Source organism: Pseudoalteromonas sp. H103 (assembly GCF_001469205.1).
GTDB lineage: Bacteria > Pseudomonadota > Gammaproteobacteria > Enterobacterales > Alteromonadaceae > Pseudoalteromonas > Pseudoalteromonas carrageenovora.
In genome coordinates this window covers 63,521-85,668 of sequence record NZ_LOFG01000001.1, presented here as the reverse complement: position 1 = coordinate 85,668, position 22,148 = coordinate 63,521, and the positions used below count along the sequence as shown (strand labels likewise).

Sequence of the window (22,148 nt, the reverse complement as noted above, 5' to 3'; positions counted from 1 at the left end):
TGCAGCCTTTTTTAATTTTTGCTTTTCCTAAGTGGAGTAAACCCTGACTATGAAAATGAAATTATCACTTATCAGCGCAGCTATTCTTTCTACTAGCCTGTTATTAAGCCCGGTCGCCTCATATGCAAAATTACCGGTAGCAGTAAATGGTCAACAATTACCAACACTCGCACCAATGCTTGAGCAAATTACCCCAGGTGTAGTTAGTATCCAAGTTTCTGGTTCGAAAGAAGTACGCCGCCGCGCCGATCCACTTGAGTACTTTTTTGGCAACCCTCAACCTCGTAGCCAAAAACGCCAATTTAGTGGTTTAGGCTCAGGTGTTATTATTGATGCTGATGAAGGTTATGTAGTAACCAATAATCATGTTATTCAAGACGCTGAAAAAATGGTTGTTACACTCGAAGATGGACGCGAATACGAAGCTACAAAAATTGGTAGCGATACTGAGTCTGACATTGCGTTACTACAAATTGAGGCTGACGACCTAGTTGAAGTTAAGCTGGCTAATTCAGATAGCTTGCGCGTTGGCGATTTTGCTGTGGCAATTGGTAATCCATTTGGTTTGAGCCATACAGTAACATCAGGAATTGTAAGTGCACTGGGCCGCAGTGGTTTAAATATAGAAGGTTATGAAGACTTTATCCAAACGGATGCGGCTATTAACCAGGGTAATTCTGGTGGCGCATTAGTTAATTTAAATGGTGAGTTGATTGGTATTAATACCGCAATTTTAGGTGCATCAGGCGGTAATGTAGGTATTGGCTTTGCTATACCATCAAACATGATGAAAAACTTAGTTGATCAAATTATTGAACATGGCGAAGTACGCCGAGGTTCACTGGGTATTTCTGGCCGCCCATTAGATGCAGGACTAGCAAAAGCCCAGCAACTTGATGTGAAGCAAGGTGCTTATGTAATGCAAGTAATGGATGATACCGCAGCAAGTAAAGCAGGCATTAAAGCTGGTGACGTAATTACTAGTATTAATGGCAGCGACATAAGTGGTTTTCATGAGCTACGTAGTAAAATTGCAACCTTAGGTGAAGGCCGTGAAGTTAAACTAGGCATTTACCGCGACGGTAAAGTTAAAACAGTAGAAGTGACACTTGATGGTGCATCAGGCGTTACCGCTACAGGCGAAGAGCTTCATCCTGCTTTTCAAGGTGCAGAGCTTGAAAACGTGCAAAAAAATAGTAATAAGGGTGTTGAAGTAACCTCTGTTGATCCGCGCTCACCTTCGGCTCGTGTAGGCCTAGAAGAAGGAGATGTGATCATGCAGGTGAACCGTCAACGCGTAGAAACGATTCGCGATATGAATAAAATCATCGAGAGTACGCAAGGCAATATTGTCCTGGGCGTAAAACGCGGCCGAGAGTCGATATTTATACTCATTCAATAATTAATCGCAGTATAAATGTAATAAAAGTAACAGTGGCACTTGCCGCTGTTATTTTTTTTATGCCATCATAAAGAGATTGCTCACAAATAATAAGAAACTCGTGCTGAAACTACTAAAATTTGTTCTTCCCCCGTTGTTTGCAGGCTTAGGTATTGCTTTTCTAGTGGTTTTCTTTAGCCCAAATATGAGAGCAGCCCTATTACCTAATGTACCAATCCCAAGTGCGATGAGCTCAAGCCATTTAAGCTTTTCGGATGCAGTAAAACGAGCTGCGCCATCTGTAGTGACTATTTTCTCAGAAAGCATTTCTAAAGAGCCACGCTATAAACGACAAAATACCGTACAAGAGTTGGGATCTGGCGTTATTATGGCGCAAGACGGCTATATATTAACTAACTATCACGTTATTAATAATGCAGACCAGATCATGGTTATTCTTACCGACGGTAGGCGATTTTTTGACGTGCAGTTAATCGGTTTTGATACTATTACTGATTTAGCGCTATTGAAAATAAATGCAGATCACTTACCTGTAATCCCTGTTAACGACGACTACTCATCAAGTGTTGGAGATGTCGTGCTTGCAATTGGTAACCCTCTTAACTTAGGGCAAACCATCACACAAGGTATTATTAGTGCAACGGGTAAACAAAAAATTACCGACAGCCCTTATAACAACTTACTGCAAATGGATGCAGCTATAAATGTTGGTAACTCAGGTGGGGCGTTGGTGAACTCAAATGGTGACTTAGTGGGTATCACTTCGGCGCAGTTTAAAACCCGTGAAAACCTTAATATTCAAGGAATATTTTTTGCAGTTCCCTACTCGCTCGCAAAAGAAGTGATGGGAAAACTAATACGCCATGGCCGCGTTGTACGTGGCTATTTAGGCTTTGAGGGCACCGCAGTTGATAGTACAGGCAAAGAAGTAAACGACAGCCTTACCGAGGTTGCAGGAATGCGTATTACTAACTTAGACCCATTAGGTCCGGCGTGGCAAGCTGGCATTGAAGAGCAAGATATTGTTATTAAAATTGCAGGGCTGTCTGTGGCTAATCCACAAAAAGTACTCGAAAGAATAGGTAATACAGAGCCAGGTAAAGAAATTGAATTTGAACTTTATCGTAACGGTAAAATAGAAAAGATTATGGTAACGGTTGCCGAGCTTGAAACTAAACTTTAAAAAAAGGCCGGATAGCTTTATGGCTTATCCGGCCTTTTTTATATTTGGTTAATACCAACCTGCAAATTTAACCTTGGACGGCCAACTGACCCTAATAGTTAATTAAGCAAATTAGTATTACTTAACTACTTCTACGTTTAATATTTGCACCTAGCGCACTTAGCTTATCTTCAATACGTTGATAACCTCTATCAACGTGGTAAATACGATCTACAACCGTTTCACCTTGAGCAACTATACCCGTTAAAATTAGGCTCGCTGAGGCGCGTAAATCAGTCGCCATTACTTGCGCACCCGTTAAACTTTCGGTATCACCACAAATAGCAGTATGACCTTCTAAACGAATATTAGCGCCCATACGTTGTAGCTCAGGTACATGCATAAAACGGTTTTCAAAAATGGTTTCAGTAATAGTTGCACTACCATTAGCCACTACGTTTAAAGCAGTAAACTGTGCTTGCATATCAGTAGGAAAACCCGGATGCGGCATCGTTTTAATATTTACAGCTTTAAGCTCACGCTTACGCATATCTAAATATATGCTACCTTCTTTTACTTCAACGAGTGCATTAGCAGCACGCAGTTTTTCAATAACTGGCTCAAGTGAATGAAAGTCTGTATTTTTACAAAGCACTTCACCGCCAGCCATTGCTGCAGCAACTAAAAACGTTCCAGTTTCAATACGATCAGGTAAAATACTGTGCTCACAACCAGCTAATCGCTCAACACCTTCAACTTCAATGCGGCTAGTACCAGCACCACTAATTTTAGCTCCCATTGCGATTAAGCAATTTGCTAAGTCAGTAATTTCAGGCTCACGAGCAGCATTGTCTAAAATTGTTTTACCATCAGCTAAGGCGGCCGCCATTAATAGGTTCTCGGTAGCGCCTACACTCACCATTTCCATAAAAATTTCGGCGCCTTTTAAGCGGCCATCAACCTTGGCATTAATGTAACCATTTTCAACGTTGATTATAGCGCCCATGCGCTCTAAACCCTGAATATGTATATCTACTGGGCGAGCACCAATAGCACAGCCGCCAGGTAAAGACACTTGTGCCTCACCAAAACGAGCGACTAAAGGGCCGAGCGTTAAAACAGATGCACGCATTTGTTTTACTAACTCATACGGAGCAAGGGTTTTATTAACGCTAGAACCGTCGATTATTAGCGTATCGCCCTGCCAATTAACCTCTGCACCCAATGTTTGTAATAATGCTTCTGTTGTTACTATGTCACGAAGGCGAGGCACATTAGTAAATGTACTTACACCGTCAGCAAGTAGTGAAGCAAATAAAATAGGCAATGCAGCGTTTTTAGCGCCAGAAATAGTAACTTCACCCGCAAGTGAAGTGCCACCTTGAATTACAAATTGATCCATTAGGAGGCCTTAACTATTGAGGTAAAATAAATTTTTGTTCACGTTTCCACTCGGTAGGAGTAAAAGCACGAATTGATACAGCGTGAATTGTGCCATCAGAAATAGTATTCATTAATGGGCCATAAACTAGCTGTTGCTTTTTAACTCGGCTTAAACCGTCAAAGCATTCACCTACGGCAATCACTTCATAATGGCTACCATTGGCTTTTACATGTACTTCAGATAATTGAAGTTCGTCGCGTAATAATGTTTCGACTTGGCTAGTTTCCATAACTCTCACTCAAATAGGGTTGTAACTTGACCCAATTGCATTAAATTTTGCAATTGCTCAGGTGGATTTTGCAATTCAAGGCGGATACCTTGTTGCTTAAATTCTGCAAAAGAGTGAATTAACCAAGCTAAGCCCGCTGTGTCAACCCTAGATACCTCACTAAGGTCAAAATAGGTGGTTTTATGCTTAGTTAATAACTTATCGTTCAGAAGCTGTTCATTGCCAATTGAATTTCGAGTAAGTTCTCCACTTACCCGAAAGTGCTGTTCATCAACTTGGCTTATTGCCAATTTAGTCATTTGAATTGTTGCCTCTAAACTGAACTGGCAGTTGGCTCTTTTGCTCTAAAAGGTTACTTACGTTATCAATACCTTGCTGGCGTAAAATACCTTGTAATTCGCTTTGTTTAGCATCTAGTAAGCTTATACCTTCAGCAATCATGTCATATGCACGCCACTCACCGCTGCGATCTTCGCGTACTTTAAAATCAATTTTAATATCCGGTTTACCGTCTTCGGTGATTTTGGTTTTTACAACAACCACGTCTTTGCCTTTAAACGGCTGCTCTGCACCAAATTCTACATGCTGATCGGTATATTGAGTAAATACACCCGCGTAAGTTGCAACTAAGTACTCTCTGAATACGCTAATAAAGCGTTGAATTTCTTTAATTGCTTTAGCTTTTTCTGCTTCGTCTGTAATTGCACGTACTTTAGATACTTCACTACCTAATACACGAAGCGCTGCGTACTTGTAATCAATGTAAGGCATAAGCTCTTCTTCAACAATAACGCGAAGATGCTCTTTGTCTTTACTAATAAGCGGCTGATCTTTTTTGATACGCTCAAATGTATACTCAGATACTTGGCGTACCATTTTATTAGGATCATTTAATTTAACTTCTGCTGCACTAACGCTCTGCGTTAATGTTATTGCGCCTATGGCTACAATCGCTAAAAACTTTTTCAACATAATAATTACTCACTACCTTGGTTGAATAAAAACTGCCCAATTAACTCTTCAAGTACTATGGCAGACTTGGTATCAGTCATTGAGTCACCATCACCTAACGCTTTGCTTTCTACGCCAAATAAATCATCTATGGCTTCGTCTTGTTTATTCTCTGTGACTGTTTCGCCTAAACAGCGCTGCTCTGCCGAGCTTGGAGCTATAACAGGGTGAATACCTAAGTACTGCTCACCTAAAATACCCGATGTTAAAATTGAGATAGAGCTCGTATCTGAAAAACGGCATAAGTACTGCGCATCTATTGTCATATTCACTACAGGTAAAAATTCTTGCGGGTGAACATAAATAGACTCAACGCGACCAATCACTACACCACCCACTTTTACTGGGGCGCGCGCTTTAAGTGAGCCTATGTTTTCAAATTTAGCATTTAGCGTATATGTTTCGCCTGAGCCACTAATGCCGGAGTTGGCTACTTTCAATGCCAGCATCGCAAACGCTAAAATGCCTAACGCTACAAAAAAACCAACTAAAATTTCTAATTTCCGTGAATTCATTATCTATACCCTATTAGCTGGTAAACATTACCGCTGTCAAAATAAAGTCAAAACCTAAAACTGCCAATGAAGAATGAACAACCGTTTCGGTGGTTGCCTTACTAATACCTTCAGAGGTTGGCACACAGTCATACCCTTTATAAAGGGCAATCCAAGTTACTACAATTGCAAACACAAAGCTTTTAATTAAGCCATTTAGTATGTCTTGCTGAAACGATACTTGCGACTGCATGATTGACCAAAAACTACCTGTATCAACACCTAACCAATCAACCCCCACTAAATGAGCACCGATGATTGCTACAGCTGAAAATATTAATGCAAGTAAAGGCATACTAATAAAGCCAGCCCAAAAGCGCGGCGCTATTATGCGTTTTAGCGGATCGATTGCCATCATTTCAAGTGATGACAGTTGCTCTGTGGCTTTCATTAAGCCGATTTCGGCAGTGAGCGCACTCCCTGCTCGCCCTGCAAATAATAGCGCAGTAACAACAGGCCCTAGCTCTCGTAATAAGCTCAATGCCACTAAGGGACCAAGGCTATCTTCCGCGCCATAGCCAACTAAAACTGTATACCCTTGTAGCGCTAAAACCATGCCTATAAATAAGCCAGATACCATTATGATAAGCAATGATTGCGAGCCCACCATGTATAGTTGGCGTACAAGTAAAGGGGTACCTTTTTTAAAATTAGGAACATGTGCAAGCGCACTAAACAGCATGTGTGCTGAACGGCCAAGCGCAGCAAAACGCCCTAGCGTTTTTCGCCCTAGCCTTTGAAATAAATCCAACATTATGCTTTTTCTCCAAGTAACTCTTCGGCATACGTTTGCGCAGGAAAGTGAAATGGTACAGGCCCATCCGACAAACCATTTAAAAACTGCTGCACTAATGGAGATTCATGATTGCGCATTTCATCGGGAGTGCCTGTGCCTATTACGCCTTGATCAGCAATAATAATGACGTGATCGGCAATACTCATAACCTCTGTAACATCGTGAGTTACAATTAATGAAGATAAACCAAGTACTTCATTTAAAGACTTTATTAGCTTAACCAATACCCCCATAGAAATAGGGTCCTGTCCTGCAAATGGTTCATCATACATAATGAGTTCGGGGTCCAGAGCAATAGAGCGCGCTAATGCGGCACGTCTTGCCATACCACCTGATAACTCAGAGGGCATTAAGTCTTTAGCACCACGCAAACCAACCGCTTGAAGCTTCATTAAGACTATTAATCGAATAATATCTTCGCTTAAATCTGTATGCTCCCTAATTGGAAATGCAATATTGTCAAATACCGACATGTCGGTAAATAAAGCACCACTTTGAAAAAGCATGCTCATTTTTGTTCGTGCCGCATACAGCTCTTTACGCGACATATTTGGAATGCTGCCACCTTCAAATAAAATATCGCCTGAGTCAGGCTTAAGCTGACCGCCGATTAAACGCAGCATGGTGGTTTTGCCAATTCCGCTTGGCCCCATAATGGCAGTGATTTTACCTTTAGGTACGCTGAAACTCATATTTTTATATATGGTTCTATCGCCACGCGAAAAGCTCACATCCTTGACTTCTACTATTGATTGCGACAAGTCGCTCTCCATAACAATGTTCACTAGTGATCCTATTTTAAGGGTTTTTTATCAAAGATGGAAAAAACAATTCGTAAGATTTTGTAATACACCTATAAAAAGTGTTCTAAGGCTGAGGGATTTTCCCTTAACGCATGCTTAAGTTTCTAAATATAAACTAAAAGCACTGGGCCCATTAGAGCAGACCTGACTCTTTTATTTATACTTTCATGTTGGCTTTTGTTACTATTCGCGCCATCTCTATTTTGAATAACTGGCTTATCACAATGGTTACCTCGTTTGTTATTTTGATTCTTGGTTTTGCAGCTCTAGTTTGGAGTGCAGACAGGTTTGTTTATGGGGCAGCAGCCCTTGCTAAAAACTTTGGCGTTCCCACGCTTATTGTTGGTTTAACCGTTGTAGCTATGGGTTCATCAGCGCCTGAAATGATGGTTTCGGCCTCAGCAGCTTTAGCTAATAAAACCGATACAGCTGTTGGTAATGCTGTGGGTTCAAACATTACAAACATTTTACTTGTGTTAGGTATTACCGCCCTTTTTCGCCCTCTTGCAGTATCTTCAAGTACATTAAAACGCGAAATGCCATTAGTGATGCTCGTATCATTGGCTACTTGGTATGTGTTTTCAGATAACTACTTTTCGTTTGGTGAAGGCATAGCACTTTTAATTGGCTTTATCGTTTTTATTGGTGGGCTGATTATTGTTTCTATGCGCGCAAAAAATGAAGATGATCCGTTTGTGTCAGAAGCATGCGATGAAGTACCTAATGACGTTCCAACAAAAAAAGCTGTATTTTGGCTAGTTATTGGCATGATTTTACTTCCTGTTAGTTCACATTTTTTAGTGGGCTCGGCGGTTGATATTGCAAAATACTTTGGCTTGAGCGATTTAGTCATCGGCTTAACTATTATTGCCATAGGTACGAGCTTACCTGAGCTTGCAGCCTCTATTGCAGGTGTATTAAAAAATGAAGACGACCTTGCTCTTGGTAATATTGTGGGCTCAAACATATTTAATATTTTAGCCGTATTACCACTAGCCGGTATTATTAACCCTTCAGTAATTGATCCATCATTAGTGAGTCGAGATGTATTAATAATGATAGGTGCAACACTTGCTCTTATTATTATGTCGTTGAACTTTAGAGGTTCTCAGCGTATCAATAGAGTAGAAGGCGGCTTATTGCTATTAGCATTTTTAGGCTACCAAGGTTATATTTTCAGTCAAATAGGGTAAACATGGCGCAGTTAAACTTTATTGAACAAGGCCTTCGCGTTCTTGATATAGAACGCCAAGCATTGAGTGATATTTCTCAATATGTTGATGAAAACTTTCATCATGCATGTCAATTAATGTACGACTGCCAGGGCCGTATTATTGTCATTGGTATGGGAAAATCAGGCCATATAGGCAATAAAATAGCCGCCACACTTGCAAGTACGGGTAGCCCAGCCTTTTTTGTTCACCCAGGTGAAGCGAGCCATGGCGACTTAGGCATGATCACAAAAAATGATGTGGTTATGCTTATTTCAAACTCTGGTGAAACCAGCGAAGTTTTAAATATCATCCCAGTCTTAAAAAGACTTGGTGCAAAAATGATAGCCATGACGGGTAATATGCAATCAACCATGGCAACACTTGCTAATGTACATGTGTGCATAAAAGTAGAAAAAGAAGCCTGCTCATTAGGTCTTGCGCCAACAGCAAGTACCACAGCCACTTTAGCTATGGGAGATGCTATGGCTGTAGCACTTTTAGAGGCTAGAGGTTTTACCGCAGATGACTTTGCTCTATCGCACCCAGGGGGCAGCCTAGGTAAGCGTTTACTACTAACGCTAAAGGACGTAATGCACAGCGGTGAAAACACACCTAGTATTAATATTTCACAAACTATAAAAGATGCGTTAATTGAAATGTCAGCCAAAGGATTAGGCATGACAGCGATAGTTAATGACAACAAAGAGCTCGCGGGATTATTTACCGATGGCGATTTACGCCGTATTTTAGAGCAACGTATTGATATTCACACCACTTTAATCAGTGTGGTAATGACTAAGTCATGTACAACAGCTACCCAAGATATACTTGCAGCTGAAGCGCTCAATATAATGGAAAACAAACGTATAAATGGGTTAATTGTGGTTAATGAAAAAAACCAACCAATTGGCGCACTAAACATGCAAGACCTATTAAAAGCAGGAGTGTTATAAATGCAATTTGAAGATCTCTATCAACCGCTAAGTGCTGATGCAAAAGCGCGCGCTAAAAAAGTAAAGCTACTTATATGCGATATTGATGGTGTTTTTTCTGATGGGCGAATTTACCTTGGCAACCAAGGCGAAGAGCTAAAAGCGTTTAACACCAAAGATGGCTTTGGCATAAAAGCATTAATAAATAGTGGCTTTGAAGTAGCCGTTATTACTGGGCGTCACTCTCAAATAGTGCAAACCCGTATGAGCAGTTTAACAGTGCAACATATTTATCAAGGTCAAGAAGACAAGCTAATTGCTTACCAAGAGCTAAAAAACAAGCTCAACCTAAGCGATGACCAAATTGCCTATATTGGCGATGATGGCCCCGATATGCCAGTAATGGAGCAAGTTGGTTTTGCCGTTGCTGTAAGCGATGCTCACCCACTTATTAAACGCTTATCGCACTACGTTACCCAAATGCCAGGTGGTTTTGGGGCAGTAAGAGAGCTTACCGATTTACTCATGCTTGAAAATGGTAAGGCACTTACCACACAAGGCACTAGTTCATGAATGCGGCGCGCATAATACTTAGCATTTTATTCATTACCTGTATGGTTTGGCTTTGGTACCCTTATTTTACCCAAACAAATACAGCTCCTCAGGCAGAACCTGAAGTGATTGCTAAGCCTGATTACATCGCCATAGAACTTAAGCAAACAGCTTATGATGAACAGGGTAAAATTAGCCACAAAGTAACAGCGGCTAAAATGGAGCTATACCAGCAGCTAGGTTTTACATTTTTTGAAAAGCCTATATTTACTTTATATAACGAAAAGCAAACGTGGCAAATAAACGCTGACGAAGCAACATTATACGAAGACAAACAGTTGATATTAGAAGGTAATGTAGTTGCCAAAAACTTAACCGATAACGCCATGATAGACAAAATCAACGCTGATAATATTCAGGTTGATATAGAACTATTAACAATGCGCTCGGAGCAACCTGTTGTCATCACTGGACCCAATTTAAAAATCACCGGTAAAGGCCTTGAAGCCGACTTAAAAACTGAAGTGATTAAACTAATTAACCATACGCGAACCATATACTATGACCAATAAAATTTCTAAAATACTTATAATTCCAACTCTTCTACTTGCTTTTAATGGCTATGCAGCAGAACAAGAAGCTTCTCCTTCTGCCAATCAAATTTCAATTAGCGCTGACAAACAAGAAGGCCAGTTAAAAGCTAATGTAGGGATTTTTGAAAAAAACGTAGAGATTATTCACGGTAATCGTCGTATTACAGCTGACCGATTAGAAGTACACAAACGCGAAGATTTAGGTGATAACAAGCAATTACTAATAGCAACAGGTAGCCCAGCTTATTTTGAAGAAAAACAAGCTGACGGCACAGTAATGAGCGCCAGTGCAAACGAAGTACGCTACGATGTTGCTAAGCGATTTTTAACGCTAGTTGGCGATGCTGAGGTCGCTCAAGCGGGGCAAAAAATCAATGCAAAAAGTATTACATACGACATGCAACAGCAATTAATTAGCGCCGAAAAAGATGAAAACTCTACCGATCGCGTTCACACTATTTTAGTGCCTGTTGAGCCTAAAAAAGTAAAAAAAAGTGACAAAGGCCAGCCATGAGTACATTAAAAGCAGAGCTATTAGCAAAAAGCTATAAAGGCCGTGAAGTAGTAAAAAATGTTGGCCTAGAAGTCAAAGCTGGCAGTATTGTTGGATTGCTTGGGCCTAACGGCGCAGGTAAAACCACTACGTTTTATATGATAGTGGGCCTTGTACCGAGTGATAAAGGCAAAATTTCTATTGATGAGAACGATATTACTCTTTTACCTATGCATAGTCGTGCTAGATTAGGCATAGGCTACTTACCACAAGAGTCATCAATTTTTAGAAAACTTACCGTTTATCAAAATTTAATGGCTATTTTAGAAACGCGTAAAGAGCTTAACAAAAAAGCAAGAGAAGATACGCTTAACAACTTGTTAGATGAATTTAGTATTCAACATATTCGAGACAGCCAAGGTATGGCTTTATCGGGTGGTGAGCGACGCCGCGTAGAAATTGCACGCGCACTAGCTGCTAATCCTAAATTTATATTGCTCGACGAACCCTTTGCAGGTGTAGACCCTATATCGGTGTTAGATATAAAGAAAATAATAGAACATCTTAAAAATCGTGGGATTGGTGTATTAATTACCGATCATAACGTAAGAGAAACCCTTGATGTTTGTGAAAAAGCCTACATTGTTTCTCATGGAGAGTTAATCGCTTCTGGTACACCAGAGCACGTATTAAATGACAAAACGGTACGCGATGTTTATTTAGGCGAGCAATTTAGGCTGTAACATTTACGCCATGTCTTTAAGCATCTGCTAGTATTAATTATAACAACATAAAAGGATTGTTAGAGATACATGAGGCAATCATTACAGCTGCGCATGGGCCAGCAACTTACAATGACTCCACAACTGCAACAAGCAATTCGTTTGTTGCAACTCAGTACATTGGATCTCCAGCAAGAAATACAAGAAGCGCTTGATAGCAATCCGCTTCTAGAAGTAGATGAACAAGATTACACGGAAGAATCAGCTGGCAAAAACGAGCAAAAAGCAGATAACGATGAATTAACCGTAAGTGCTAATGCCGACGAAAAACCAAGCGAGTACGAGCAAGACAGTGGTGAAGCACTTACTAAAGACACCGTAAGTGACGAAATGGCTATGGATGTAAGCTGGGATGAGTACATGAGCGCAGCTCCTGCTTCATCATCAGGCCCTATGCCAGAAGATGAGTCTATTTATCAAGGTGCTTCAACCGAAACTCTTCACGAATACCTAATGTGGCAATTACAGCTCACGCCGTTTAGCCCTACTGATGAAGCAATTGCAATAGCGATTGTTGAAGCAGTCGATGACTCAGGTATATTAACGCTAAGCTGTGAAGATATTTTAGAAAGCTTTAATCAAGAGAACGACGACGAAGGCGAAGTTGAACTTGATGAAATAGAAGCCGTTTTAAAACGTATTCAGTTGTTTGATCCGGTGGGTATAGCAGCTCGTAGCTTACAAGAGTGTTTGTGTATTCAGCTAAATCAGTTTGATAAAGATACGCCTTTTATCAATGAAACAAAGATGATTTTAACCGATCATATTGACCTATTAGCGGCTCGCGACTATCGTACATTAATGAAGAAAACTAAGCTCAAAGAAGACGAGCTTAAAGAAGTAATGACGTTAATTCACACTCTAAACCCTAAGCCAGCAGATACTATTGTAAGGGAAGAATCAGAGTATGTGATCCCCGATGTATCAGTTAAAAAAATAAAAGGCCGTTGGGTAGTTGAGCTAAACCCAGATAGCATGCCTAAGATACGTGTTAATAGCCAATATGCAGCTATGTCACGAACAGTTAAATCTAGTGGTGACAGTCAATTTATTCGCTCTCATTTACAAGAAGCTAAATGGTTTATAAAGAGCCTAGAGAGTAGAAACGACACACTACTAAAAGTAACTAATTGTATTGTTAAGCAACAACAGGGCTTTTTTGAACACGGTCCAGAAGCCATGAAACCTATGGTTTTAAACGATGTTGCTGAAATGGTAGAAATGCACGAGTCGACTATTTCGCGTGTAACTACTCAAAAGTATATGCACACGCCACGTGGTATATTTGAGCTTAAATACTTTTTCTCAAGCCACGTAAGCACCGAAAATGGTGGTGAGTGTTCATCTACAGCAATACGTGCTTTGATTAAAAAACTGATTGCCGCAGAAAACTCAGCAAAACCATTGAGTGATAGTAAAATTGCGGATATATTGGCTGAGCAAGGAATTAAAGTAGCTAGACGCACAATCGCAAAATACCGCGAATCTCTGGCTATTCCACCGTCTAATCAACGAAAGAGTTTGATATAAGACGCAAAACAAAGAGGAAAACGCTTATGCAACTAAACTTAACTGGTCGTCATGTAGATGTTACTGATTCATTAAGAGACTACGTAAATAATAAATTTGCAAAGCTAGAAAGGCATTCTGATCATATAAACAATGTTCATGTCATTCTCGATGTAGAAAAACTTAACCAAAAAGCTGAAGCTACAATCCATGTAAGTGGTGCAGAGTTATTTGCATCTACCGAACATCAAGACATGTATGCTGCCATAGACTCGTTGATTGACAAGCTCGATCGTCAAGTTATTAAACACAAAGAGAAGCTTGCTCGACATTAATATGATGAAATTAAGCTCACTTATATGCCAGGACTGCAGCAAAGCTGCGGTCCTTTTTAATAGCAAAAAAAGAATTTTAGAGTTTATTAGCGAACTCGCTCATGAAAAGCTTCCTTATCTTTCTCAGCAAGATATTTTGTGTGCTCTAATGAATAGAGAGAAGCTTGGTAGCACAGGCATAGGCCGTGGTATTGCAATTCCTCATGGAAGAATGAGTGGCGCAGAAGAGCCATTAGCAATAGTGCTTGTAAGCGAGACAGCCGTAAATTTTGATGCGATTGATAACCGCCCTGTTGATATATTTGTTGCACTCATCGTACCAGATGGTGATAACCAACAGCACCTAAAGACTCTCGCAACCATAGCTGATAAACTAAATGACAAAGAATTTTGTAAACAGTTACGCTGTGCAAAATCCGATGCTGAGCTTTACCAAGTTATTGTTAATCAATCGTAGTTTAAAAGGGTGATAAATGGAGTTAATTATCATAAGTGGCCGCTCTGGTTCTGGGAAGTCGGTTGCTTTACGCGTTGTAGAAGATTTAGGTTATTATTGCGTAGATAACATTCCAGTAAACCTACTGCCTTCTTTAGTGCGAAGCGTATCGGATACCTACGATAAAATTGCTGTAAGCATAGATGTGCGTAACATCCCTAAAGAGCAAGATGAGTTTAACGATATTCTTGAATACCTCCCGGGCTTTGCAAATCCCACTTTATTTTATTTAGATAGTGACGATCAAACTCTGATCAAACGCTTTTCTGAAACACGCCGATTACACCCGCTTTCTATTGACTCGTTACCACTTGATTTAGCGATAAAAAAAGAAAAACAACTGCTAGATGTATTAGTAACCCGCGCAGATTTTATGCTCGATACAACCGACTTAAGTGTTCATCAGTTAGCTGAGTCTATTCGTGAAAAAATTCTCGGTAAAAAAGATAAGCAACTTATTGTAACCTTTGAATCGTTTGGCTTTAAACACGGTATTCCTAAAGAAGCTGACTACGTATTTGATGCTCGATTTTTGCCAAATCCGCATTGGGAGCCAGAGCTTAAGCCTTTAAATGGTTTAGACCAACCTGTTAAAGATTACTTAGCGAGTCACAGCATAGTACAAAAATTCACTTGGCAAATTCAAACATTTGTACAAACATGGCTACCACACCTAGAGCGTAATAATCGTAGTTACTTAACGATTGCCATTGGCTGTACGGGCGGGCAACACCGTTCGGTGTATTTAGCACAAACAATTGGTGAGAGCTTTGCGATGACACACCCTAACGTAAAAATTAGACACCGCGAACAAGAAAAATAATACAGCCGAATAATCACCAGTTCAGCTTACATAGAGTAACTTATGCATTGTGAAGACACTTTTTTAATAAAAAACAAACTTGGCTTACACGCCAGAGCTGCCACTGTACTTGCGCAATTAGCCGTGCAGTTTGATGCCACAATTACACTGTTTCAAGATGATAAAGAAGCAGCTGGCGATAGCGTACTTGCATTAATGCTACTAGAAAGCAGCCAAGGTAAAGAAGTTAAAGTAGTGTGTGAAGGCCCCGATTCTGAGCAAGCCTTACATGCTGTTGGACAACTAATAGCACAACGATTTAATGAACAAGAATAATTAGGCTTAACTTTTAGTAATAAAAAATTTTACCCGGTTAAGCTTATAAATAAGGTTAGTGCGTCTGTACACTCACCACCTCCCCTAAAGTAATATAAAAATTTATAAAGGACGCCAATGCCTGAAGCTTTTGAACAAGATTATCCACTACAACAATTAAAACAGGTGACCAAGTCACTCAATAGTGGTCAATTTGTTCAAGTTAGGCGCATGCTTGCAAAAACAGCTCCTTGTGACACCGCTCTTTTACTAGAATCATCACCTCACAAAATCCGTCGCTTACTTTGGCAATTAGTTGACCCTGACGTACAGGGTGACGTTCTTGAAGAACTCTCTGAAGATGTACGTTTAGGCATTATTGCTCAAATGGAGCCTGAACACATTGCCGCCGCTACTGAAGACATGGGGCATGATGATTTAGGTGAAGTTCTACGAAGCCTACCTGACACCGTCTATAAAGACGTTGTTAGCGCAATGGATATTCAAGACAGAGAGCGGGCAACTCAAGCCCTATCATATCAAGAGCGCTCTGCTGGCGCGTTAATGAACACCGATACGGTAACCATTCGCCCTGATGTTACTCTTGATGTAGTGCTTCGTTATATTAGACTTAGAGGCGAGCTACCTGAAGGCACTGATGACTTATATGTAGTTGATAAGCATAACTGTTTTTTAGGTGCATTATCACTCAGCACCTTACTCACTAACCCACCAGAAAAAATCGTTCTTGATTTAATGGACGAAGATTGTGAATCTATTCCAATCTCTATGGATGAAAGTGAAGTTGCACAACTTTTTGAGCGTCATAACTGGATATCTGCACCGGTAGTTGATGATAACGCACACCTTTTAGGCCGTGTAACCATTGATGACATTGTTGATGTAATACGCGAAGACGCTGAGCATAGCCTTTTGAGCTTAGCGGGTCTTGATGACGAAGAAGATACCTTTGCACCCGTTTTAAAAAGCTCAAAAAAACGCTCAGTTTGGTTAGGTGTAAACTTATTAACCGCTCTTGCAGCAGCCTTTGTAGCAAGCTTTTTCGAAGGTACTTTAGATGTATTGCCTATTTTGGCGGTGCTAAACGGTATTGTGCCTTCTATGGGGGGCGTTGCTGGCAGTCAATCTTTAACACTCGTTATTCGAGGTATTGCTGTAGGTCATATAAATCAAACAAACCAACGCTTCTTAATGATGAAAGAGCTTGCCATTGGCGCGTTAAACGGTATTTTGTGGTCTCTTTTAATTGCTGGTGTAATAGCACTTTGGCAGTGGGATTTTATGCTTGGTGGCGTACTCGCTTTTGCTATGTTTATGAACTTAGTCGTCGCGGGTGTGGCTGGTGCAAGTATTCCTATTATATTGAAAAAAATGAATATTGACCCTGCATTAGCAGGCAGTGTTGTGCTCACGACCGTAACAGATATTGTTGGTATATTTGCCTTTTTAGGTACTGCTACCTGGTTGCTGGTATAAATTTAAACCGTTTTATAAAAGTGATTTAAATAAGTATTCTCATGGCAGCTAGTAATAAAAGCAAACCTAAAAAATCACTCAAACATAAAGGGCTTTCAACACTAAAGAGTGTGTTGGTGTATGGTTTTATATTTTCCATAATTTATACGGCTATCAATTGGTGGCGACAACCTGTGATGCCAGCTAATCCGCAATTGCAGTTAATAGACTACCAAGACAAGTCCATAAACCTAAGTAAAATTAGCCAAAGCAAACCAACGCTTATTTATTTTTGGGGTACTTGGTGCCCTATTTGTAGTATTACCTCTGAAGCTATAAACGAGCTTGCAACTGACAATAATTACTCGGTAGTGACCATTGCGATAAAGTCGGGTTCGGATCAAGATCTTCATAGCTACCTCAATGAAAAAAGCTACACCTTTACAACAATAAACGATCAAAATGGTGAGATATTTGCCGATTGGCAAGGACAAGTAACGCCTTCCTACATTATTTTAAAAGATAGCAAAATGACGCAAGGGCTTACAGGCATCCAGCCTTTATGGTCGCTTAAATTACGCTTATGGTTATCTGACGCTTTTTAGTAAAAACTCTTTATTGCCCATGCTAATTTGACAATAAAGAGCTTATAAATTTTATGCTTGCGTGGCTATTACCTTGCTCGCTGACGATTACCGCCCACTTTGGGTTTTGTATTCGCCTTTTTAAATTGGCTAAAACCGGTATGGCGCGTTAAAGCTGGACGACCTTTTCCGCCTTTACCTGCTTTTTCATCTCGGCCTTCTTCTGGCACTAAGCAATTAGGACCTTTACCTATTAAATTAGCTTTACCCATTTTACGCAATGCTTCACGGATCATAGGCCAGCCTGATGCATCATGATAGCGCAAAATCGCTTTATGTAATCGACGTTGGCGAGCCCCTTTAGGAACAGGCACCACCTCAGCGTTATTTTTGATGTTACGAAGCGAGTTCATTTCAGTGTGATAGATAGTCGTCGCATTTGCCATTGGTGAAGGGTAAAAGTTTTGCACTTGGTCTAGCTTAAAGTCATTCGTTTTAAGCCATAAAGCCATATTTACCATGTCTTCGTCTTTTGTCCCTGGGTGAGCAGATATAAAGTACGGAATTAAATACTGTTTTTTACCAGCTTCTTTTGAGTACTTATCAAATAATTCTTTAAATTGATCGTACGCGCCCATGCCCGGCTTCATCATTTTAGATAAAGGGCCGTCTTCAGTGTGCTCAGGTGCAATTTTTAAATAACCGCCAACATGATGCGTTACTAATTCTTTAACGTATCGAGGATCGCGTACAGCTAAGTCGTAACGTACGCCCGAAGCGATTAAAATTTTCTTAATGCCTTTTACTTCACGGGCTTTTTTATACAAATCGATTGTTGGTGTGTGGTCAGTATCCATGTGTTTACAAATATCGGGATAAACACACGATAAACGACGACACGTACTCTCTGCTTTTTTACTCGTGCATCGAAGTTTATACATGTTAGCCGTAGGCCCACCTAAATCAGAGATAACCCCAGTAAAGCCTGGTACTTTATCTCTAATTTGTTCAATTTCTTCAATTATTGATTCTTGTGAGCGACTTTGAATAATTCGCCCTTCGTGCTCTGTAATTGAGCAGAACGAACAACCACCAAAACAGCCACGCATAATATTAACCGATGTTTTAATCATGTCGTAAGCAGGTATTTTAGCATCACCATAACTTGGGTGCGGAATACGTTGATACGGCAAACCAAATACATCATCCATTTCATGCGTTTCAAGCGGATAAGCTGGCGGGTTTACCCAAATTGAGCGATCACCGTGGCGCTGAAAAAGCGCACGGGCACAACCTGGGTTTGTTTCTTGATGCAAAATACGTGATGCATGAGCATATAGAGGTTTATTAACACTTACTTGCTCAAATGCAGGGAGTTTTACGTATGTTTTTTCCCACGGTTTAGGACGAGCAGGTTGAATAGTTATAGGCTTTGCAGCTTCAGCTTTTAAATCAATACCTGCTTGTTTAAACTCTGACTTACTACAGCCAACATCATCAGCCCCATATGGATTAGGAATCGGATCTATTTTACCTATTTTATCGATTGCGGTTGAATCACTACCACGCCAACCAGGTAAAGGCTCTTTACGAATAACGGCTGTACCGCGAATATCTTGAATTGTATCCATTGTTTCACCTGCAGCAATCCTGTGAGCAACTTCAACTAATGGGCGTTCAGCATTTCCGTAAATAAGTATGTCTGCTTTGGCATCAAATAAAATACTACGACGTACTTTTTCTTGCCAATAATCGTAATGAGCAATACGGCGTAAGCTTGCTTCAATACCACCAATAACAATAGGCACACCTTTGTAGGCTTCTCGTAGGCGCTGAGAGTAAATCATTACAGCTCGGTCTGGGCGTTTGCCACCAACATTTCCTGGGGTGTAGGCATCATCATGGCGCATACGTTTTTCAGCCGTATAACGGTTGATCATCGAGTCCATATTACCGGCAGTTACACCAAAAAATAAATTGGGTTTACCTAGCCCCATAAAGGCATCTTTTGAATTCCAGTCTGGTTGAGCAATAATACCGACCCTAAAGCCTTGTGCTTCAAGTACTCGGCCAATTACAGCCATACCAAAACTAGGGTGATCGACATACGCATCGCCACTGATGATTATTACGTCACAGCTGTCCCAGCCAAGTGCATCCATTTCTTCGCGTGATGTTGGTAAAAATGGTGCAGTGCCGTAACACTCTGCCCAGTATTTTGGGTAAGAGAATAAGGCGCGCTTAGCTTTGAGTGTGCTCATAAATGTGGCCGTAGAATAACAAAAGGCGCGAATTATACCTTATAGCATTGTGTATTTATACAACATTACAAGTATCAGCGCCTTTAACTATAAATTATTAATTTAATTAAATTTTATTATTTCGTTTATTAATAAACTCAACAAGCTCGTGCTCTGGCATAGGTTTAGCGTACATAAAACCCTGTACCTCATCACAACCTAAATCCTTTAAAAATTGAGCTTGTTGCTGTGTTTCGACGCCTTCAGCAATTGTTTTTAAACCTAACTTTGCACCTAATGAAATAACTAACGACGCTATAGCACCAGTGTCTTTATCAGGTAAGTCTTTAATAAATGCCCTGTCTATTTTAAGTCTATCCAATGGTAAGCTTTGTATATAACTTAATGATGAAAAGCCAGTGCCAAAATCATCAATAGCGACTTCTATCCCCAGCTCTTTTAGCTCTCTTAATGTATTTACAACAGTATCAAGTTCATCCATTACTACGCTTTCAGTTACTTCTAACTCAATATTTTTAGGTTTAACACCATACTTTTCTAAAGTCGCTTTTACATTTTGAGCGTAACCTTTAACTTTAAACTGAGGTACAGATACATTCACAGCAATGCCTATTTCTTCACCCATTTTTTCAAGGCGCTTTTGCTGTTGGCAAGCTTGCTCAAGCACCCACTGGCCTATATCTACAATTAAGCCTGCATCCTCAGCTAAAGGAACAAATACAGCTGGTGATATGTAGGTTCCGTTTTCACCAGGCCATCTAAGTAATGCTTCACAGCCTATTAATGATAAGTCATCTAGTGCTAATTGTGGCTGATACCATACCTCTAATTTATTACGTGAAAAATCATGTCGTAATTGTCTAATAATTCCTAAGCGCCAAGCCATTTTGTCCTGCATTTCGATGGTGTAATATACCCCCTCCTTATGCTTTATTTTTTTAGCTTGGTTTAGGGCTATATAAGCCACCTTTAAAGTATCAATGCCAGTACTTTGAAAATCTTGTTGTTCACATAAGGCTATTCTAAAGTCGATAGGTAATACGTTATCTTCGGCATTAAATGGTTTACTTAAGTATTCATTTAACGCTTTTAAATCAAATTCATCTCGCCTAACAAGAAAGCCAAAAACATCAGCACCAATACGCGATAACTCTTTCGCTTTTGGGTAGTTTTCTTTTAAGCGCTGCACAATACCTATTAAAAGCTTATTACCTACTTCTTGGCCAAGCCCGTTGTTAATATCAGAAAAATTCACAACATCAATTAATACAAAAACATAGTCATTTACTAGTGGCTTTTGAAAGCGTGCTACACGTTCTATAAAGTTAGTGCGGTTAGAAATTCCTGTAAGTACATCTTTATAAGCCGCATCTCTTAGCTTCACAAAAAGCCGAACGTTATCAAGCGCAACACTTACGTTAGTTAAAAATATCTCAGCAAACTGAAGCTGTTCGCTTTTAGGTGGGTTATCGCATTCAATATATAAAGCCGCTTTTCTGTGTTTACTTTTTAGCAGAAAAGTCGCTGTGGATTCAGAATATTTATGTTCAGATAAATTAAAGCATTGCTCTACTTGCGAAAGTAGCTCAGGACCTACTGAGCTGAGCTTTTCACCAAAGTAGCTTTGATAAGGACCCGTGCCACCCAATACTTGAATAAAATCATCGCCATCAAGCATGCTACACACCAACCCTCGCGGCTCACACTGTAAAATAATGCTCATGTGCTGAACAATTTCTTTACATAGCTGCTTTATATCCGTCAGCCCCAAAATAGATTTAGACGCAGAAACAATGGTATTCATTGCATAGCTTTGATACTCAAGCTTGCACACTTGCTCGTACGAACGAATAGCAGTGATTAAAGAAGTGACTAGCTTTGAGCGCGTGAGTTCTGTTTTAGTTTTGTAGTCATTTATATCGTACTCACGTATTACTTTTTCTTCAGGAGTATTGCCCGCTTGCCCTGTTCTTAAAATAATCCTGACGTGCTGATTATTAAGCTCCTCACGTACTTTTTTTACAACTTGTAAGCCTGCATCGTCGGTTTCCATTATAACGTCTAAAAATATTACACAAATGCTATCGTTATTTGCCAATACTTCTATAGCTTCAGCCCCTGAGTAAGCATCATGAAACCTCAGGCCTGCACCATTGTATTCTAATCCTGATAGAGCAAGTTTTGTTACTGAGTGAATTTCTGGTTCGTCATCAACAATTAAAATGTCCCAAAACTTAGACTGCTCAACTACTTCTTCATCTTCATAGTCTTGTTCTAAAAATAAAAAATCATTTTGCTCTGACGACATCAGCACTCCTACGTAACAACAAAAAATTATTTTGGTTTATATCCTAATTCATACTATAGTCGATTAATAAAAAGTTGTTGTATTTCAACTCAAAA

The 22,148-nt window shown here is 40.0% G+C and carries 24 protein-coding genes; 15 read left to right on the top strand and 9 right to left on the bottom strand.

Annotated features, from left to right (window positions below):
• Window positions 1–49: 49 nt before the first annotated feature.
• Together ATS74_RS00465 and ATS74_RS00460 are read left to right on the top strand one after the other, a co-directional pair.
• Window positions 50–1,402: a Do family serine endopeptidase gene (locus ATS74_RS00465; RefSeq protein WP_058546988.1), complete on the top strand. Its 1,353-nt coding sequence runs from the start codon at window positions 50–52 to the stop codon at window positions 1,400–1,402.
• A 100-nt stretch (window positions 1,403–1,502) separates the two neighbouring features.
• Window positions 1,503–2,585, top strand: coding sequence for a trypsin-like peptidase domain-containing protein (locus tag ATS74_RS00460; protein ID WP_058546987.1), 1,083 nt, complete (start codon window positions 1,503–1,505; stop codon window positions 2,583–2,585).
• 121 nt (window positions 2,586–2,706) lie between these two features.
• Here the strand turns inward: ATS74_RS00460 and murA are convergent, their stop codons facing one another.
• Genes murA through ATS74_RS00425 form a run of 7 tightly spaced genes read right to left on the bottom strand, consistent with a single transcriptional unit; the run spans window position 2,707 to window position 7,371 of the window.
• Window positions 2,707–3,966 (bottom strand): UDP-N-acetylglucosamine 1-carboxyvinyltransferase, encoded by a 1,260-nt coding sequence (gene murA / locus ATS74_RS00455; RefSeq protein ID WP_058546986.1) that lies wholly within the window; start codon window positions 3,964–3,966, stop codon window positions 2,707–2,709.
• Between the two features lie 13 nt (window positions 3,967–3,979).
• Window positions 3,980–4,237 carry a BolA family protein gene (locus tag ATS74_RS00450; RefSeq protein ID WP_058546985.1) on the bottom strand — a complete coding sequence of 86 codons (258 nt, stop codon included), beginning with the start codon at window positions 4,235–4,237 and terminating at the stop codon, window positions 3,980–3,982.
• A gap of 5 nt (window positions 4,238–4,242) precedes the next feature.
• Window positions 4,243–4,536: an STAS domain-containing protein gene (locus ATS74_RS00445; protein WP_058546984.1), complete on the bottom strand. Its 294-nt coding sequence runs from the start codon at window positions 4,534–4,536 to the stop codon at window positions 4,243–4,245.
• Entirely contained in the window at window positions 4,529–5,209 is a 681-nt protein-coding gene (locus tag ATS74_RS00440; protein ID WP_058546983.1) for an MlaC/ttg2D family ABC transporter substrate-binding protein, read from the bottom strand. Before ATS74_RS00440 ends, ATS74_RS00445 begins: the two co-directional genes overlap by 8 nt.
• A gap of 5 nt (window positions 5,210–5,214) precedes the next feature.
• Complete coding sequence (mlaD, locus tag ATS74_RS00435; protein WP_058546982.1) at window positions 5,215–5,763, bottom strand: outer membrane lipid asymmetry maintenance protein MlaD; 549 nt, start codon at window positions 5,761–5,763, stop codon at window positions 5,215–5,217.
• 13 nt (window positions 5,764–5,776) lie between these two features.
• Window positions 5,777–6,556, bottom strand: coding sequence for a lipid asymmetry maintenance ABC transporter permease subunit MlaE (gene mlaE / locus ATS74_RS00430; protein ID WP_058546981.1), 780 nt, complete (start codon window positions 6,554–6,556; stop codon window positions 5,777–5,779).
• Window positions 6,556–7,371 (bottom strand): ATP-binding cassette domain-containing protein, encoded by an 816-nt coding sequence (locus ATS74_RS00425; protein WP_058547504.1) that lies wholly within the window; start codon window positions 7,369–7,371, stop codon window positions 6,556–6,558. Before ATS74_RS00425 ends, mlaE begins: the two co-directional genes overlap by 1 nt.
• Window positions 7,372–7,625: 254 nt before the next feature.
• Between ATS74_RS00425 and ATS74_RS00420 the strand changes: the two genes are divergently transcribed.
• From ATS74_RS00420 to ATS74_RS00360, 13 genes are all read left to right on the top strand, one after another.
• A complete protein-coding gene (locus ATS74_RS00420) occupies window positions 7,626–8,594 on the top strand; it encodes a calcium/sodium antiporter (RefSeq protein ID WP_058547503.1) in 969 nt (322 codons plus the stop codon).
• Between the two features lie 2 nt (window positions 8,595–8,596).
• Entirely contained in the window at window positions 8,597–9,568 is a 972-nt protein-coding gene (locus tag ATS74_RS00415) for a KpsF/GutQ family sugar-phosphate isomerase (protein ID WP_058546980.1), read from the top strand.
• Window positions 9,569–10,120, top strand: a complete 552-nt coding sequence (gene kdsC, locus ATS74_RS00410; protein WP_058546979.1) for a 3-deoxy-manno-octulosonate-8-phosphatase KdsC — start codon at window positions 9,569–9,571, stop codon at window positions 10,118–10,120.
• Window positions 10,117–10,671 (top strand): LPS export ABC transporter periplasmic protein LptC, encoded by a 555-nt coding sequence (gene lptC / locus ATS74_RS00405; RefSeq protein WP_058546978.1) that lies wholly within the window; start codon window positions 10,117–10,119, stop codon window positions 10,669–10,671. The genes kdsC and lptC overlap by 4 nt, the downstream gene beginning before the upstream one ends.
• Window positions 10,661–11,206, top strand: coding sequence for a lipopolysaccharide transport periplasmic protein LptA (lptA, locus tag ATS74_RS00400; RefSeq protein ID WP_058546977.1), 546 nt, complete (start codon window positions 10,661–10,663; stop codon window positions 11,204–11,206). The genes lptC and lptA overlap by 11 nt, the downstream gene beginning before the upstream one ends.
• Window positions 11,203–11,928: an LPS export ABC transporter ATP-binding protein gene (gene lptB / locus ATS74_RS00395; protein WP_058546976.1), complete on the top strand. Its 726-nt coding sequence runs from the start codon at window positions 11,203–11,205 to the stop codon at window positions 11,926–11,928. Before lptA ends, lptB begins: the two co-directional genes overlap by 4 nt.
• A gap of 69 nt (window positions 11,929–11,997) precedes the next feature.
• Window positions 11,998–13,497, top strand: coding sequence for an RNA polymerase factor sigma-54 (locus tag ATS74_RS00390; protein WP_058546975.1), 1,500 nt, complete (start codon window positions 11,998–12,000; stop codon window positions 13,495–13,497).
• 26 nt (window positions 13,498–13,523) lie between these two features.
• Entirely contained in the window at window positions 13,524–13,811 is a 288-nt protein-coding gene (gene hpf, locus ATS74_RS00385) for a ribosome hibernation promoting factor (RefSeq protein ID WP_058546974.1), read from the top strand.
• A 4-nt stretch (window positions 13,812–13,815) separates the two neighbouring features.
• The gene (locus ATS74_RS00380; protein WP_058547502.1) at window positions 13,816–14,268 is read left to right on the top strand and encodes a PTS sugar transporter subunit IIA; all 453 of its coding nucleotides are present in this window, start codon (window positions 13,816–13,818) and stop codon (window positions 14,266–14,268) included.
• Between the two features lie 16 nt (window positions 14,269–14,284).
• Window positions 14,285–15,130 (top strand): RNase adapter RapZ, encoded by an 846-nt coding sequence (rapZ, locus tag ATS74_RS00375; RefSeq protein WP_058546973.1) that lies wholly within the window; start codon window positions 14,285–14,287, stop codon window positions 15,128–15,130.
• Between the two features lie 42 nt (window positions 15,131–15,172).
• A complete protein-coding gene (locus ATS74_RS00370; RefSeq protein WP_058546972.1) occupies window positions 15,173–15,445 on the top strand; it encodes an HPr family phosphocarrier protein in 273 nt (90 codons plus the stop codon).
• Window positions 15,446–15,562: 117 nt separating this feature from the next.
• Complete coding sequence (gene mgtE, locus ATS74_RS00365) at window positions 15,563–16,921, top strand: magnesium transporter (protein ID WP_058546971.1); 1,359 nt, start codon at window positions 15,563–15,565, stop codon at window positions 16,919–16,921.
• A 41-nt stretch (window positions 16,922–16,962) separates the two neighbouring features.
• The gene (locus ATS74_RS00360; protein ID WP_058546970.1) at window positions 16,963–17,505 is read left to right on the top strand and encodes a protein disulfide oxidoreductase; all 543 of its coding nucleotides are present in this window, start codon (window positions 16,963–16,965) and stop codon (window positions 17,503–17,505) included.
• 68 nt (window positions 17,506–17,573) lie between these two features.
• Here ATS74_RS00360 and ATS74_RS00355 read toward each other — a convergent pair whose 3' ends face one another.
• Both ATS74_RS00355 and ATS74_RS00350 read right to left on the bottom strand, forming a co-directional pair.
• On the bottom strand, window positions 17,574–19,745 hold the full coding sequence (locus ATS74_RS00355) for a YgiQ family radical SAM protein (RefSeq protein WP_058546969.1): 2,172 nt from the start codon (window positions 19,743–19,745) through the stop codon (window positions 17,574–17,576).
• A gap of 106 nt (window positions 19,746–19,851) precedes the next feature.
• Window positions 19,852–22,053, bottom strand: coding sequence for a bifunctional diguanylate cyclase/phosphodiesterase (locus ATS74_RS00350; protein WP_058546968.1), 2,202 nt, complete (start codon window positions 22,051–22,053; stop codon window positions 19,852–19,854).
• Window positions 22,054–22,148: the final 95 nt, after the last annotated feature.

What these genes read in the sequence shown, in the direction of transcription:
- ATS74_RS00465 (WP_058546988.1), top strand. Translation starts at nt 50, where the DNA reads ATGAAAATGAAATTATCACTTATCAGCGCAGCTATTCTTTCTACTAGC.
- mgtE (WP_058546971.1), top strand. Translation starts at nt 15,563, where the DNA reads ATGCCTGAAGCTTTTGAACAAGATTATCCACTACAACAATTAAAACAG.
- ATS74_RS00390 (WP_058546975.1), top strand. Translation starts at nt 11,998, where the DNA reads ATGAGGCAATCATTACAGCTGCGCATGGGCCAGCAACTTACAATGACT.
- lptC (WP_058546978.1), top strand. Translation starts at nt 10,117, where the DNA reads ATGAATGCGGCGCGCATAATACTTAGCATTTTATTCATTACCTGTATG.
- ATS74_RS00445 (WP_058546984.1), bottom strand. Translation starts at nt 4,536, where the DNA reads ATGACTAAATTGGCAATAAGCCAAGTTGATGAACAGCACTTTCGGGTA.
- hpf (WP_058546974.1), top strand. Translation starts at nt 13,524, where the DNA reads ATGCAACTAAACTTAACTGGTCGTCATGTAGATGTTACTGATTCATTA.
- ATS74_RS00450 (WP_058546985.1), bottom strand. Translation starts at nt 4,237, where the DNA reads ATGGAAACTAGCCAAGTCGAAACATTATTACGCGACGAACTTCAATTA.
- ATS74_RS00425 (WP_058547504.1), bottom strand. Translation starts at nt 7,371, where the DNA reads ATGGAGAGCGACTTGTCGCAATCAATAGTAGAAGTCAAGGATGTGAGC.
- lptA (WP_058546977.1), top strand. Translation starts at nt 10,661, where the DNA reads ATGACCAATAAAATTTCTAAAATACTTATAATTCCAACTCTTCTACTT.
- murA (WP_058546986.1), bottom strand. Translation starts at nt 3,966, where the DNA reads ATGGATCAATTTGTAATTCAAGGTGGCACTTCACTTGCGGGTGAAGTT.
- ATS74_RS00355 (WP_058546969.1), bottom strand. Translation starts at nt 19,745, where the DNA reads ATGAGCACACTCAAAGCTAAGCGCGCCTTATTCTCTTACCCAAAATAC.
- mlaD (WP_058546982.1), bottom strand. Translation starts at nt 5,763, where the DNA reads ATGAATTCACGGAAATTAGAAATTTTAGTTGGTTTTTTTGTAGCGTTA.
- rapZ (WP_058546973.1), top strand. Translation starts at nt 14,285, where the DNA reads ATGGAGTTAATTATCATAAGTGGCCGCTCTGGTTCTGGGAAGTCGGTT.
- ATS74_RS00440 (WP_058546983.1), bottom strand. Translation starts at nt 5,209, where the DNA reads ATGTTGAAAAAGTTTTTAGCGATTGTAGCCATAGGCGCAATAACATTA.
- lptB (WP_058546976.1), top strand. Translation starts at nt 11,203, where the DNA reads ATGAGTACATTAAAAGCAGAGCTATTAGCAAAAAGCTATAAAGGCCGT.
- mlaE (WP_058546981.1), bottom strand. Translation starts at nt 6,556, where the DNA reads ATGTTGGATTTATTTCAAAGGCTAGGGCGAAAAACGCTAGGGCGTTTT.
- ATS74_RS00350 (WP_058546968.1), bottom strand. Translation starts at nt 22,053, where the DNA reads ATGTCGTCAGAGCAAAATGATTTTTTATTTTTAGAACAAGACTATGAA.
- kdsC (WP_058546979.1), top strand. Translation starts at nt 9,569, where the DNA reads ATGCAATTTGAAGATCTCTATCAACCGCTAAGTGCTGATGCAAAAGCG.
- ATS74_RS00380 (WP_058547502.1), top strand. Translation starts at nt 13,816, where the DNA reads ATGAAATTAAGCTCACTTATATGCCAGGACTGCAGCAAAGCTGCGGTC.
- ATS74_RS00415 (WP_058546980.1), top strand. Translation starts at nt 8,597, where the DNA reads ATGGCGCAGTTAAACTTTATTGAACAAGGCCTTCGCGTTCTTGATATA.
- ATS74_RS00370 (WP_058546972.1), top strand. Translation starts at nt 15,173, where the DNA reads ATGCATTGTGAAGACACTTTTTTAATAAAAAACAAACTTGGCTTACAC.
- ATS74_RS00420 (WP_058547503.1), top strand. Translation starts at nt 7,626, where the DNA reads ATGGTTACCTCGTTTGTTATTTTGATTCTTGGTTTTGCAGCTCTAGTT.
- ATS74_RS00360 (WP_058546970.1), top strand. Translation starts at nt 16,963, where the DNA reads ATGGCAGCTAGTAATAAAAGCAAACCTAAAAAATCACTCAAACATAAA.